This is a genomic window from Aerococcaceae bacterium zg-252 (assembly GCA_016237705.1).
GTDB lineage: Bacteria > Bacillota > Bacilli > Lactobacillales > Aerococcaceae > Globicatella > Globicatella yangjingiae.
Map to the genome: position 1 here is coordinate 151,574 of CP066204.1, position 14,021 is coordinate 165,594.

General features: G+C 36.3%; 14 protein-coding genes. 11 read left to right on the top strand and 3 right to left on the bottom strand.

The window, feature by feature from the left end; translation table 11 throughout:
- Window positions 1-48: 48 nt before the first annotated feature.
- Window positions 49-153: a hypothetical protein gene (locus JDW14_00825; GenBank protein QQD65705.1), complete on the bottom strand. Its 105-nt coding sequence runs from the start codon at window positions 151-153 to the stop codon at window positions 49-51.
- A 366-nt stretch (window positions 154-519) separates the two neighbouring features.
- Here JDW14_00825 and JDW14_00830 point away from each other — a divergent pair, with 366 nt between their 5' ends.
- From JDW14_00830 to JDW14_00860, 7 genes are all read left to right on the top strand, one after another.
- Complete coding sequence (locus JDW14_00830) at window positions 520-1,344, top strand: hypothetical protein (GenBank protein QQD65706.1); 825 nt, start codon at window positions 520-522, stop codon at window positions 1,342-1,344.
- Window positions 1,345-1,373: 29 nt separating this feature from the next.
- Entirely contained in the window at window positions 1,374-2,630 is a 1,257-nt protein-coding gene (locus JDW14_00835) for a UDP-N-acetylglucosamine 1-carboxyvinyltransferase (protein ID QQD65707.1), read from the top strand.
- A 93-nt stretch (window positions 2,631-2,723) separates the two neighbouring features.
- Complete coding sequence (rho, locus tag JDW14_00840) at window positions 2,724-4,037, top strand: transcription termination factor Rho (GenBank protein ID QQD65708.1); 1,314 nt, start codon at window positions 2,724-2,726, stop codon at window positions 4,035-4,037.
- A 1-nt stretch (window position 4,038) separates the two neighbouring features.
- Window positions 4,039-4,485 (top strand): aminoacyl-tRNA deacylase, encoded by a 447-nt coding sequence (locus tag JDW14_00845; protein ID QQD65709.1) that lies wholly within the window; start codon window positions 4,039-4,041, stop codon window positions 4,483-4,485.
- 261 nt (window positions 4,486-4,746) lie between these two features.
- Window positions 4,747-5,424, top strand: coding sequence for an O-methyltransferase (locus JDW14_00850; GenBank protein ID QQD65710.1), 678 nt, complete (start codon window positions 4,747-4,749; stop codon window positions 5,422-5,424).
- A 185-nt stretch (window positions 5,425-5,609) separates the two neighbouring features.
- Complete coding sequence (locus JDW14_00855; GenBank protein QQD65711.1) at window positions 5,610-7,238, top strand: ABC transporter ATP-binding protein; 1,629 nt, start codon at window positions 5,610-5,612, stop codon at window positions 7,236-7,238.
- Window positions 7,239-7,358: 120 nt separating this feature from the next.
- Window positions 7,359-7,661 (top strand): hypothetical protein, encoded by a 303-nt coding sequence (locus JDW14_00860; protein ID QQD65712.1) that lies wholly within the window; start codon window positions 7,359-7,361, stop codon window positions 7,659-7,661.
- Between the two features lie 124 nt (window positions 7,662-7,785).
- On the opposite strand, the gene JDW14_00865 is transcribed toward JDW14_00860, so the two are convergent.
- Together JDW14_00865 and JDW14_00870 are read right to left on the bottom strand one after the other, a co-directional pair.
- Window positions 7,786-8,100, bottom strand: a complete 315-nt coding sequence (locus JDW14_00865; protein QQD65713.1) for a type II toxin-antitoxin system RelE/ParE family toxin — start codon at window positions 8,098-8,100, stop codon at window positions 7,786-7,788.
- Window positions 8,087-8,359 (bottom strand): type II toxin-antitoxin system Phd/YefM family antitoxin, encoded by a 273-nt coding sequence (locus JDW14_00870; protein QQD65714.1) that lies wholly within the window; start codon window positions 8,357-8,359, stop codon window positions 8,087-8,089. The genes JDW14_00865 and JDW14_00870 overlap by 14 nt, the downstream gene beginning before the upstream one ends.
- 324 nt (window positions 8,360-8,683) lie before the next feature.
- Here JDW14_00870 and JDW14_00875 point away from each other — a divergent pair, with 324 nt between their 5' ends.
- The 4 genes from JDW14_00875 (at window position 8,684) to walK (ending at window position 14,020) form a co-directional block, all read left to right on the top strand.
- On the top strand, window positions 8,684-9,499 hold the full coding sequence (locus tag JDW14_00875; GenBank protein ID QQD65715.1) for an HAD family phosphatase: 816 nt from the start codon (window positions 8,684-8,686) through the stop codon (window positions 9,497-9,499).
- Between the two features lie 163 nt (window positions 9,500-9,662).
- A complete protein-coding gene (locus JDW14_00880; GenBank protein ID QQD65716.1) occupies window positions 9,663-11,042 on the top strand; it encodes a peptidoglycan binding domain-containing protein in 1,380 nt (459 codons plus the stop codon).
- Window positions 11,043-11,442: 400 nt separating this feature from the next.
- Entirely contained in the window at window positions 11,443-12,156 is a 714-nt protein-coding gene (locus JDW14_00885; protein ID QQD66462.1) for a response regulator transcription factor, read from the top strand.
- A 4-nt stretch (window positions 12,157-12,160) separates the two neighbouring features.
- Window positions 12,161-14,020 (top strand): cell wall metabolism sensor histidine kinase WalK, encoded by a 1,860-nt coding sequence (gene walK, locus JDW14_00890; protein ID QQD65717.1) that lies wholly within the window; start codon window positions 12,161-12,163, stop codon window positions 14,018-14,020.
- Window position 14,021 lies beyond the last annotated feature (1 nt).

The window sequence follows — 14,021 nt, forward strand, 5'->3', positions numbered from 1 at the left end:
ACTTATATTAGATTATAAGCCGTTTAACCAGCCAAAGTTAAGGACGGCTTATTTTTTATGCTTGTCTGTAAATATTTGATAGCACAAAGCAATCAAGTTGATAACAACACTGCTAAACAACAAGATTGTTTGTACTGTTTCAAATGCAGCCAAACTGCTACTCCTTTCTTTAAGATTTCAGTACTTACAATCATAAGCACCGCCGCCTATTTAGGCTTGCTTGGGCTGCCTCGACGTCTACTTCAGACATTTCCTCAGTGCGTTTTGCACGCACGTCGGCAATGTCCTCCAGTGATTCGAGGCATAACACCCTTGCGCACACCATGATTTTTCGAATGGGTAGCCGCCGTCTTTACTTTTCTACATCTTTAGTATATCAAACACGCTTAGAATTCCAATGTAATCGTTTTATTTTTTGCAGGTGGATGATATACTTTAGTTTTTATCATCGAGTAGGAAAAGTGTTCAAGTGTATAAAATTATGGTAAAATAATGGCTATGCATGAGAGGAGTGTTTTTATGGAACAAACACTGTCCCAAATTCAATATGCACAGCTGAAAAAGTTATTGCAGTATCATGATTATTTTGCGATTAATCGTGAAATGCAACAAGAAAAACTAAGATTAAATCTACGTTTTATGATGTGCTTGGAATTAGTACAAGCTATGATAACAGTTGATATACCAAAGATAAATGAATCAGCAAAATCGCTTGGTTTTAATTCACTTTTGTCGGAAACGATATTAGAACAAAAATCCTATTGCTATTTACAAGCAATGACGATAAAATTAATACGCCGTGAATATAGTGATTATTTACGAGGACTGACACCTTTGTTAGTCGATGTCTTAAGAGTATTGATTGAACATGAATTTTTACCAGAATTATCTCAGTATATGGAGTTAGTTGAAAAAGAAACGAAACAAGGTGAAAAGTTATATCGTGGTATTCAATGGTCAAAAGACAAAATCGAATCAGATAATAATATTATTCGCCGAGCATGGCAAAAATATTACGGAAATTACTTCAATTATGACCAGTATGTGAGTTCAAGTCATCTCATCAAACTTATCGAAACCTATTCTAATAATTCCCAAGTCATTGAAATAACAGCGAACATCAGGCAGATTGAAAAATATTTGCGAAATTTGGTAGCACATGAAGTGGTTAATGTTGATGAAACCTTTTTCCAAAAACGGATAGGGTATTCGCCCCAGCAAGTACATGACTTATTGATTGAATTATTTAAAATAGCTGGAATGACGAATGAACATCAATTATATAGTATCAAATGGTTAAACAATACTTTAAATCAGTATTTAGACCAACAGTTTAATAAATAAAATGAATGAAATCAGTTAGGAGATAAACAATGAAAAAATTAGTGATTCGTGGAGGTAAACCTTTAAAGGGAGAAATCACAATCAATGGAGCAAAAAATAGTGTCGTTGCCTTGATTCCAGCTGCGATTATGGCAAATTCTGAAGTGGTATTAGAAGGTGTGCCGGATATTCAAGATGTCCATTCATTAATTGAAATTTTGGCAGATTTTAATGTCAAAACACATTTTGAAAACAATGTATTAAGAATTGACCCAAGTGAAATTATTTCGATTCCAATGCCAACAGGTAAAATCCAAAGTTTACGTGCGTCTTATTACTTTATGGGGGCGACGTTGACTCGTTTTGGTGAGGGTGTGATTGGTTTGCCAGGTGGTTGTTTCTTAGGGCCACGTCCAATCGACCAACATATTAAAGCATTTCGTTCATTAGGTGCAGAAATAAACGATGATTACGGTGTGGTAACATTGACGACACCGAATGGGTTAGAGGGTGCTCATATTTATATGGACGTTGTATCAGTAGGAGCGACTATCAATGCCATTTTAGCATCTGTTCGTGCTAAAGGACGTACGATTATTGAAAATGCAGCTCGTGAGCCAGAAATTATTGATGTAGTTACTTTACTCAATAAAATGGGTGCTAAAATTCGTGGAGCTGGTACGAGCGAAATTCGTATTGACGGGGTAGAAGAATTGCATGGTGTGACACATACTATTATTCCTGACCGTATTGAAGCAGGAACATACATTTCAGCTGCCGTTGCTATGGGTCAAGGTGTACGAATTAATAATGTTATTTACGAGCATTTAGATAGTTTTATTTCAAAATTAGTTGAAATGGGCGTTAAAATGGAAATTATGGAGGACAGTATTTATGTTCATCCAGTGGAACAATTAAAAATGGTCAGCATTAAAACATTACCATATCCAGGTTTTGCGACTGATTTGCAACAACCAGTGACACCAGTATTGGTAATGGCACATGGACATGGCACGATTATTGATACGATTTATCCACAACGAGTGAAACATATACCAGAATTGAATCGCATGGGTGCTAATATTCGTGTGGACGGTGATATGATTCGCATGGAGGGTCCAAGTAAATTAATGGGTGCTCAAGTGAAAGCGAGTGATTTACGAGCTGGAGCTTGTTTGGTCATCGCTGGGTTAATGGCTGAGGGTGAAACGGTTATTACAGGTGTTGATAACATCTTGCGTGGCTATACGGATATTGTTGGTAAATTACAAGCCGTAGGTGCAGATATTGAAATGATTGAAGAATAATTAATGGATTTGGTTGGGCAAAAGAGAGAAAGGTAATGGAAACTTTCATCACTTTGTCCAATCGTTTTGTAGAGAAAGAAAGCGAGTGATAGTATGTCAGATGCATTCTCACTAGAAACATTATTAAACAGTGAAGTAAAACAATTATATGCTTACGCAAGAGAATTAGAAATTCCAAATTATAGTCAATTGAGTAAAAAGGAATTAGCCTTAGCCGTCATGCGTACGCAAGAGGAAAAACAAGGTTTCTATTATGTTGAAGGTGTATTGGATATTATTCCGAGTGAGGGGTATGGCTTTTTAAGACCGATTAACTTCTCGCCAAGTCATGAAGATATTTATATTTCAAGTTCTCAAATACGGCGCTTTGAATTAAGAAATGGAGATAAAGTAGCTGGGCCTGCTCGTCCACCGAAAGCGAGCGAGCGATACTCTGGCTTGATGCAAGTGAGTTCGGTTAATGGTAAAGACCCTGAAGAAGCTAAAAATCGTGACCATTTCCCAAGTTTGACAGCCATTTATCCAGACCGGCAAATACAATTGGAGTATGATGCGAAAAAGACTGCTAATCGTATGATTGATTTAATTGCACCTATTGGCTTTGGACAACGTGGGATTATTGTTTCACCCCCTAAAGCTGGTAAAACAACAGTATTAAAAGAACTAGCGAATGGGATTAAAGCGAATTACCCAGATACTGAATTAATTGTATTATTAATTGACGAACGTCCGGAAGAAGTAACCGATATTGAACGTAGTGTGGACGGCGAAGTGGTGTATTCAACCTTTGACCAACGGCCAGAAAATCATGTGCGTATCACAGAATTAGTATTGGAACGTGCGATGCGATTAGTTGAAGACGGTCGAGATGTCATTATCTTAATGGATAGTATGACACGTTTGGCTCGTGCATATAACTTAGTAGTTAAGCCGAGTGGGCGTACATTAAGTGGGGGGGTTGACCCAGCTGCTTTCTACTTGCCTAAGCGTTTCTTTGGTGCAGCACGGAATGTTGAAAATGGTGGCTCGTTGACGATTTTAGCGACTGCCTTAGTTGATACAGGGAGCCGTATGGACGATGTTATCTATGAAGAATTCAAAGGGACAGGTAATATGGAACTGCATTTATCACGTCAATGGGCAGAACGTCGTTTGTTCCCAGCTGTAGATATCTTACGTTCCGGCACACGAAAAGAAGAGTTGTTAATGCCGAAAGAAAAATTGGAACAAATTTGGCGTCTGCGTAATTTAATGGGTGAAGATGTATATAGTTACACACAACAGGTGATTGAACTATTGGGTCGTACGGATACTAATGAGGCAGCTTTTGTTCAGCTTGAAGCCTTTTTAGAAGCTGTCTCACCGACGAAAAAAATGACGAAACGCACGACAAGAAAGAGTGTGTAGTATGGCGAAACATACGAAAACAAATGTGATGCGTTGGTTGGATACAGCTGGAATTTCGTATCAAGAGCATGAACAATTGAATGGAAATTCGCCGAATAGCAGCCCTATTTATAAGACGCTTGTGACCGTTGGTAAATCTAAGGCACATTATGTCTTTGTCATTCCGATTGAACGCTCATTGGATTTGAAAAAAGCTGCGAAAGCAGTAGGAGAAAAATCGATTGAGATGATAAAGGAAAAAGAATTATTGCCGTTAACTGGTTATGTTCATGGTGGATGTTCGCCGATTGGTATGAAAAAGCTATTTCCAACGGTATTTGATTTGTCGGCACAAAGTACCGAGCGTTTAATTTTTAGTGCCGGTAAGGTGGGATTGTCTGTTGAGTTAGATGTCCATGAATTTGCTGAGCATTTTTCATTAAAATTTGAAGATGTCGCAACAGATTGAAATAATATAAGAACATAGTGCGACAATGAGCGTTTTGAAGTGGACGTCATTTCAGCTCATTGGAGCCAGAATAAAACATAGTGTGAGTGAGGGTGTTCTGACTTGAACCACTGGAGAAAATTACCGTCGTGCGAGTATCGCACAAAGGGAATTTGCGAAGTTGGATGTCAAGTCAACCCGAACGAGCCAGAATATGCGAGTAAGGGCGTTTTTCCAGTGGTGTAAGCTAACCTAAGCGAGCAAGAAAAAGGACTAAAGGATATGTTAAATGAAATGATGCATCGACCAGTGGTGATGCAAGAATTAGTAGAATATATGAGAAAGGCACAATTGCCATTTGACGGTATGTTAGGTGAAATTGAAGCCTTTGCAAATGAACGTGGGATTCCAGTAATTCCTCATGAAACTGCAAAGTTTATTGATTTCTTTTGTGCGACGGTTGAACCGAAGTCAATTTTAGAAATTGGAACGGCGATTGGTTTTTCTGCCAGTTTAATGGCACAACATTTACAAGCAGACGGACACTTAACAACGATTGACCGTTATGCATTGATGTATGACCGAGCAAAAGAAAATTTTGAGAAAATGGGCTTTTCGGACAAAGTGACCTTGATTGAGGGAGATGCTGCTGATGTCTTACCGACATTAGAGGGGTCGTATGATTTGATTTTTATGGATAGTGCGAAAGCGAAATATATCGAGTTCTATCCTGAATGTATGCGTCTTTTGAAAATGGGTGGCGTATTGATTATTGACGATATTTTTCAAGGTGGCACTATTTTAGAAGATGAAAGTGAGCGACCAAAACGTGTGCGTAAAATTCATCGTAAGTTAAATGAATTACTCGATACCGTACTTCAAGATAAAAATCATCGTTCATGCTTAGTGCCATTAGGTGACGGAATTTTAATGGTGCGTAAAGAAAGTGAATGGGTATAAACGGTTATAGTGGATATGAATCCTCAGGCATAAGGCTTGAGGATATTTTTATTGTTTCTCAAGTATAAAACAGCTATGGATGCAAAATTAAAAAAAGATTAGAGATAGACTTGATTAATTATATTAGTGTGATAAACTTATAATAAATAATAATTAAAGTTTATATAGAGAAAGGAAGAGAGCGAATGAAAAATGTCAAAAAATTATGGAAATGGCTATCACCTTATAAATTAAGATTTCTATGGATAGTATTACTTGCAGCAACGATGTCCATTGCTCAAGTATTAGCTGCTTTGACGGTTGCTGATATTTTAAATGCCGTAATTAAATTGAATCAAGCAGCTTTTTTTAAAGCAACATTATTGGCATTGACATTCTTTGGGGTAACGATTATTGTTGATTATTTACATAGTGTAAATGTTTCGATTGTAAGTGAGGCAGTAGTCGCAGATATTCGTCTTGCGAGTTTAAAGGCGATTGAACAATCGGAGTTTCGTGCGTTTCATAAAGAAAAATCTGAAAATTACGCTGCGAGTATGGTAACGGAACTGGATATTATTTCATCACGCAGTTTGTCTTCCTTTTTTAAAATTATTGCAAATGTTTGTAATTTGGTATCGAGCATTATTGGGTTGACCTATTTGCATGTATCGCTAGTGATAATGGCGTTTGTTTTAGCTGCTTTGATGTTTACAATTCCGACTTTATTCCAAAAACGTATGCAAGAAATGGCACAGAAAGTCGCTGATAGTAATAGTAATTTACTCGTTAAAATGGGGCACTGGTTAGGCGGCTATTCAATCTTAAATGATTATAATGCAAAAAATATGTTGCAAACACAATTAATAAAGCCAATTGATGATGTAAAACAGGTCAAAATTGCAGACGGTAAGTTGACGGCTGGTGTATCAGTTGTGTCAGGAGTGCTTTCTTTAAGTGCTCAAATGGGTATGATTGCCTTAACTGGATTTTTAGCTGTGAATCAGTTGGTATCGGCAGGGACGATTATAAGTACGGGTAATTTGGCTGGAATGATTTTTAGTCCATTGCATGTATTAATGGTTTACATTAGTCAGTTTCAATCTGGGTTTGGTACATTGGATAAAGTGGAGAACATCATTTCAGCACTGGAAGAGACGCCAACAGGTAAGGCAATTCAATTGGCAAGTGAACAGACTGTGTCAGTGCAATCAAGGAATTTGTCGGTTACATTTGATGACGGTAGAATGGTACAATTACCTAATCTTTCTTTAGAGGGGAAACGTCACTATGCGATTGTAGGGCCGTCTGGTATTGGGAAGTCTGTGTTTTTAGGGCTACTATCTAAAAGTATCAGCGATTATGAGGGAACTCTGCACTTAAATGGACAAGAAATAAAAGAGTTAACGGAACGCTCGGTCAAAGATTTAATGGCATATGTGCCACAGAGTACCTATATTTTTAATCTTTCGGCAAAAGAGAATATTTTGTTGGGTAATACCAATGTTTCCCAAGCACATTATCAAGAAGTCATTGCTCGTTCCGGATTAGAAAGTGTCTTTGCGGCATGGCCGGACGGTGATGCTACATTAATCGGAGATGCACATCACAATATTTCCGGTGGTCAAGCACAACGGATTGGAATTGCACGTGCGTTGTTGAGTGATAAGCCAATCATGCTGCTCGATGAAGTGACGGCGAATTTAGACCAAGCAACAGCGTATGATATTGAAAAAACAATTCATGCTTTTGATGACCGTTTAACAATTAGTGTGACCCATCATTTAGGTGAAAATAATCGAGCATTTTATGATGAAGTGATTGATTTTAGTTAATATAAAATGAGGCAAGTAGATTCAATGTGCTTGCCTTATTTCTGTTGCATAAAAATATTGATATTCGTCATGTTATAGCCCATAATCAAGTTATACGAAAATTTTATAGGTGGGATTAAAATGGATATTAATTTATTGGATTTACAAAAGCGAGTACTACAAAATAAAATTAATCATGGCTTTAATACAACGGATTTAAAATTTGAAATGTTGTTACTATATAGCGAAGTGAATGAGTTATTTAAAGGCTGGCTGAAAAAAGATACCGAGAATATGGCGGAAGAATTGGCAGATATTATGATTTATGTGCTAGGCATTGCTGAAATGTTAGAAGTGGATTTGTCTGAAAAGCTGCTAGAAAAAATAGATATTAATGAGAGAAGAGTGTACCACCAAGACGGTAGTAAAACAGTTAAGGATTAGGATAGATAGGTGAAGCGAGGTATATTGTAGTAATTCTTTCAATAAGAATAGGTAATAGTGGCTTATTCCTATTAAAGGAATTGTTATTATAGTTTTGGTTAGTTCGTTAAGTCTTTTTAGAAACTTATAATATATCAAGCCAATTTTGTTTGGCATGAAGTATTCGATGAATTGTGACAGTCTTACTTTCATCGTGTATTTTAAAAAATATAATATAATGCTTAACTAGACATTTTCTAAATTTTTTATGTCTAAGATAGTTATCGTTAACGAGTCCATAGCGATGAGGCATAGTACGAAGATTGGAAACAGCATATTCAATATCATCGAGTAAATCTGATGCAGTGAATGGTGCATCAAAATTATGAGAAATGTAATGGATTAGATTTTTTAAATCTCGATGAAAAGTTTCAGAAACAAGGATGCTATATTTTTCCATTTTTTAATTCTTTCCTCAAGGTTTCCATTGAAGCTTCAAAAGTTAGAGTACGACCGTTTGAAAAATCAGCTTCGCTTTGTTCTAGAAGTTGATATAATTCGTATTGTCCCATGAATTTGTTGAATAAATCAATGCTCATGACAACTAGGTCACCGCGACCATTTTTAGTAATAAAAATAGGTTCGCTAGTTTCATTACAAAATGAAGAGATTTCATTATAATTGTTTCGTAAATCTGTACTTGATTTAATATGTGGCATAATAGCACCTCCTTTTAGCTAAAGATATTATACCGTTATTTCTTTAGTGAATCAATATAACATATGATGTTTAATGCAGAAACATTAAAAGATAAGGTGCAATCAGTTAAAAAATCAGTTTATTTGTTGAGTATTACTTGTTGTATTTGTAATTGTAATTGATGAGTTTCTACAAATTTAATTTTGTAGTATATGAAATATCGCTCTGTTTCCTTGGTTGAAACAAGCGATGTTTTTTTGTTATAATTCAGAAATAAAAAGAGCTAAAAACATTCCTTAAAAGGGAAAATTTTTTAATCTCTCACTCACAAAAGGAGTATTTCTATGATAAAACTAATAGCAATCGATTTAGACGGCACTTTTTTAACAGATACGAAAGAAGTGCTCGCTGAAAATGTTAAAGCAGTGCACCGTGTGGCTGAACAAGGTGTCAAAGTCGTGATTTGTACGGGACGAACTTTACCTGGTGTGCGTCGTTTTATCGAAGCGATTGGGTTGGACCAAGACGAAGATTATACCATTTTGCAAAATGGTGCTGCGACTTATCGTTTGCCGGATTACTCCCTTGTATCAGCAACTTATCAGTCTGTATCGAATCGTAAAGCATTGATTGATTTCTTTTTTGAAACAAGATGTTCTGAGATACAATTAGTTGCTTTTGACCAAGACCATTTATTCTTAATTGAAGATAAGACGCCGATTGATATTGTTGCAAAAGATGCTGCCACTTTAAAAACAGATGTGACAAGTATCTCTATTGATGAATTTTTAAAGATTGATAATATTTTCAAAATGATGGTTCTAGGACCAAAAGAGAAATTAGATGAGTGGTCAAAAGGTTTATCAGCAGAGTTGCATGAGGCATTTAGTGTGGTTCGCAGTCAACCGGTGATTATTGAATTTTTATCACCGAACACAAATAAGGCGACTGCCTTAATGCAATTATGTCAAACATTAGGAATTGAAGCGACAGATGTTATGGCTATTGGTGATGAGCAAAACGATATTGAGATGTTAAAATGGGCACATCATTCAGTGGCAATGGGCAATGCTACCGACGAAATTAAGGTACTAACACGCTATATTACGAGTTCAAATAATGAAGCTGGTGTGGCTGCTATTTTGAATCAAATCGTTTGAAAAAAGAGTGAATGCTGTAAAAATTTGTCATGACATTACATATTTAATTCAAACTTTTTTCATAATTCTATGTTACTATTCTTTGTGTAAGCAAGAATGTCGCAATGAAAAAAATATTTTGTTATAATTGACGACGCATGTAAGATTGGGAAGGAGAGATAAGGTGAAAAAGACATTATTAATTAGTACGCTCACTTTATTATTATTGGGAGTTGGGTATAGTGCTGGTATTGGTTACTATGCTGAAAAATTTCAAGCAAATACAAAATTTGGAACGGTTGATATTAGTAATTTAACATTAGAAGAAGCATTGAATAAAATAAATGCTGATTTAAGTCAATCAAAAATTAAAGTAATGGAAAATGGGAAAGAATTAGGTGCTTTTACATTAGAAGAATTAAATGGAAAAGTGAATGCTGAAGAGGTATTGACAGCAGCCTATCAATCACAAGATCCGTCACAATGGATAAAAGGATATTTTTCATCTGAAGAGTATGACAATCTGCTATTAAACCATGTTCAAATTGATGACCAAGATTTAACTAATGCATTAGAACGCTTAGGAATTAACAATGCTGAACGTCAAGCAGCAAAAGATGCGTCGATTCAATATTCAGACGCACGTGGATACTATGTTGAAGAAGCAGAAACAGGTAATCAATTAGACTTAGAAGCAGTTAAAGAGATGATTGTCAATGGATTGCAAACAGGCGAAGAAACGATTGAAGTGAATACAGCGTATTTAAAACCGCAATTGACTTCAGAAGATGAAAAAATTACGTCTACGATGCAAGAAATTGAGAAATTTGCTAGTACAAAAATTACATTAGAAATTTCTGGTGAATCTATTGTAGTTCCAAAAGAAGAAATTTTGAAGTGGATTAATTTCGATGAAAGCAATCATATTGTTGTAGACCAAGATGCAGCTCAAGCGTATGTGAGAACATTGAATGAAAAATATGCAACGTATGATAAAGTGCGTCAATTTTCAAGTACACTACAAGGAACTGTTTCTGTACAACCGGGGACACTTGGGTGGTCAATTGACAGTGAATCCGAAGCAGCACAATTAGTTGCTGATTTAAAAGCAGGGAAAGATGTCACTCGTACGCCTGAAATTGTAGGGTCTGGTTACGGCTCAGACGGTGACGATATTGGTGGTACATATGTCGAAATTGATATGTTAAACCAAATGATGTATGTGTACCAAAATTATGAGCAAGTATTATCAACGGCGATTGTAACAGGTATGTCAGGTTCTTCTGATACGATTCCAGGTGCATATACAATTTGGAATAAGGAACGTAATGCAGTTTTAAAAGGAACTCGTGTTCAAACAGGTACTCATTATGAACAACCGGTTGATTATTGGATGCCATTTGATACAACAGGTCAAGGGATTCACGATGCTAACTGGCAATCTAGTTTTGGAGGCGACGCCTATCTTTATTCAGGTTCTCAAGGATGTATCAATACCCCACCTGAAGTTATGGCAGTTGTTTTCTCAATTGTTGAAGTCGGAACTCCTGTGATTATTTTCTAATCGCTAAATCATCACTGAACGATTATAAATTCAAGTATAAAATTCGCCAGGCAAACGCTTGATGTATATCAAGAATAGTCTGGCGAAATTTTTTATAGCTTGACATCGCAAACAATATAGGAATATTTTGACTAATTTGATGAAATCGGTATAATAAAGATGATTAGGATAAAACGATAACATTACAATTTATTCTAATATCTTAAATAGCAGACGATATAGGTGAATGAAAGAGTTATAAGTGATAGAACACTTATGACAAAAGAAAGATACAAATAGAGTGTGAGTGAGGGTGTTCTGACTTGAATCACTGGAGGAAACTACCAGAGTGCGAGAAACGCACAGAGGGGATTTACGAAATGGAAGTCAAGTCAACCCGAACGAACAAAGATAAGGAGGAATTGCAGTGAAAAAGATTCTAGTAGTCGATGATGAAAAAGCGATTTCGGATATTATTGCCTTTAATTTACAAAATGAAGGCTATCAAGTAGAAACAGCCTATGACGGGCAAGCAGGGTTAGATAAGTTTCATGAAGTCAGTCCTGACTTAGTATTACTCGATTTAATGTTACCTAAAATGGACGGCTTAGAAATCTGTCGTGAAATTCGAAAAGGAAGTTCTGTGCCGATTATTATGTTAACGGCGAAAGATTCTGAAATTGATAAAGTATTGGGACTTGAATTAGGTGCCGATGATTATGTAACGAAACCATTTTCTAATCGTGAATTAATTGCACGTGTTAAGGCGAATTTACGTCGTCACGGAAATCGTGAGACTCAAGACGAGCAAAATAATTCAAATGAAATTGTTATCGGTGAATTAACAATTCATCAAGATGCGTATATCATTTCAAAACGTGGTGTGGAAATTGAGTTGACACATCGTGAATTTGAATTGTTACATTATTTAGCGAAACATATTGGGCAAGTAATGACACGTGAACACTTACTTGAAACCGTATGGGGTTACGATTATTTTGGAGATGTGCGAACAGTCGATGTTACGGTACGTCGCTTGCGTGAAAAAATTGAAGATGCACCGAGTCATCCAACATATATTGTGACACGTCGTGGTGTTGGGTATTTCTTGAAGACACCAGAACAGGACGCTTAAATAGATGAAGAGACAATTTTCTTTTATTCAGTCGATACATATTAAAATTCCAATGTTGTTCATCTTTATTTTGTTGATTGCTTTTCAATTTATCGGAGTCTTTTTTATCGATCAATTACAATCGCAAGCTGTCACAACTTTTAAAGAAACATGGAATACGCAATCTAGTTTTTTAATTAATAATGTTCGACCTCTATTAGAGCCGACTGACAACAACAGTCAGTCGGCTTCAAATATAGAGTCACAGTTAAGTCAAATATTAGCAACCTTTACAACAGAAGAAGCAACACGTATTTATATTTTAAATACACAAGGATATGTTCTGGCAACTAATCAAAGTGGGCTTATCAATACAATTGGGCAGCGTACTGAAAATGAAAATGCTCTTTCGGTTGCGACCACTCGTCAAGCTTATGCACAGGAATTGCATGACTATGTACGGAATAATCGAATGTATATTTTGATTCGACCAATTATGTCACAAGATAATTCACAATTTTTAGGTATCGTGTCGATTGAAGCGAGTATGAACCCAATCTATAATCAAACAAATTCGGTTATGCTTGTGTTTCTTCAATCGGCTGTAATTGCGATTATTGTAGCATTTGTGATTGCTTTACTGTTATCGCAAGCATTAACACATCCGATTGCTGAAATCAGACGTCAAGCGATGCGTATTTCAGACGGGGTATATAATTATCCAGCGAGTGTTTATGGACAAGATGAGTTAGGGGACTTAGCGTTTACGGTCAATGAATTGGCAGTTAAGGTTAAGGAGAGTCAAGAATCAATTGAAGCCGAGCGGCAGCGATTGGACGGAATTTTACGACACATGACCGACGGCGTTATTGGTACCGACCGTCGTGGAAATGTATTGCTAGTAAATGAGCGTGCTGTTGAGTTATTGAATTTAAAACAACAGGATGCACTAGGTATTTCAATTTTATCTTTATTAGGTATTAAGGAAAGCTATTCAGTTAAAGATTTGCTTGTTGGGGACAATGAAGTGTTGATTAATCGCCCAGACGGCACAATTTTAAAAGGTGAAATTGCGATTATTCGTCGTGATACTGGCTTTGTAACTGGACTAGTATGTGTGTTAACCGATATTACGGAGCAAGAGAAAACGGAGCAAGAACGCCGTGAATTTGTATCCAATGTATCGCACGAATTGCGTACACCATTAACAAGTGTGAAAAGTTATAGTGAAGCTTTAATTGACGGTGCATGGAAAGATAATCAGATTGCCCCACAATTTTTAGATGTTATCCAATCTGAAACAAACCGAATGATTCGAATGATTGGTAATTTATTGGATTTATCGAAAATTGACGGTGGTCAAATTAAGCCACAAATGGAATTGATTGACTTTAAACGAATTGTAGCACATATTTTGGATAGATTTGTCTTCACCTTGGAAAATGGAGAAAGTGAGAAGAAATATACTATTCATCGAGATTTTACAAATCGTGAAATCTATTTAGAAATCGACCAAGACCGTATGACGCAAGTGATTGATAATATTATGAACAATGCGATTAAGTATTCACCAGACGGTGGCGAAATTTTCGTTAAAATCGAAGAAACAGAAAATGTGGTAATACTAAGCATTCAAGATGAGGGATTAGGTATTCCGCAGAAAGATATTCCACATTTATTTGAACGCTTTTATCGTGTGGATAAAGCACGTTCTCGTGATCAAGGTGGAACAGGTTTAGGTTTAGCCATTTCCAAAGAAGTCGTAGAATTACATGGAGGTCGTATTTGGGTAGAAAGTGAAGAGAATAAAGGTAGTACTTTCTTTGTTGAATTGCCTTATGCGAATTTTGATTTGGACTTAGATGATGATGAGGGGTGGGATTAAC

Coding starts and splice junctions, on each gene's coding strand:
- JDW14_00830 (QQD65706.1), top strand. CDS start 520: ATGGAACAAACACTGTCCCAAATTCAATATGCACAGCTGAAAAAGTTA.
- JDW14_00835 (QQD65707.1), top strand. CDS start 1,374: ATGAAAAAATTAGTGATTCGTGGAGGTAAACCTTTAAAGGGAGAAATC.
- rho (QQD65708.1), top strand. CDS start 2,724: ATGTCAGATGCATTCTCACTAGAAACATTATTAAACAGTGAAGTAAAA.
- JDW14_00845 (QQD65709.1), top strand. CDS start 4,039: ATGGCGAAACATACGAAAACAAATGTGATGCGTTGGTTGGATACAGCT.
- JDW14_00850 (QQD65710.1), top strand. CDS start 4,747: ATGTTAAATGAAATGATGCATCGACCAGTGGTGATGCAAGAATTAGTA.
- JDW14_00855 (QQD65711.1), top strand. CDS start 5,610: ATGAAAAATGTCAAAAAATTATGGAAATGGCTATCACCTTATAAATTA.
- JDW14_00860 (QQD65712.1), top strand. CDS start 7,359: ATGGATATTAATTTATTGGATTTACAAAAGCGAGTACTACAAAATAAA.
- JDW14_00865 (QQD65713.1), bottom strand. CDS start 8,100: ATGGAAAAATATAGCATCCTTGTTTCTGAAACTTTTCATCGAGATTTA.
- JDW14_00870 (QQD65714.1), bottom strand. CDS start 8,359: ATGCCACATATTAAATCAAGTACAGATTTACGAAACAATTATAATGAA.
- JDW14_00875 (QQD65715.1), top strand. CDS start 8,684: ATGATAAAACTAATAGCAATCGATTTAGACGGCACTTTTTTAACAGAT.
- walK (QQD65717.1), top strand. CDS start 12,161: ATGAAGAGACAATTTTCTTTTATTCAGTCGATACATATTAAAATTCCA.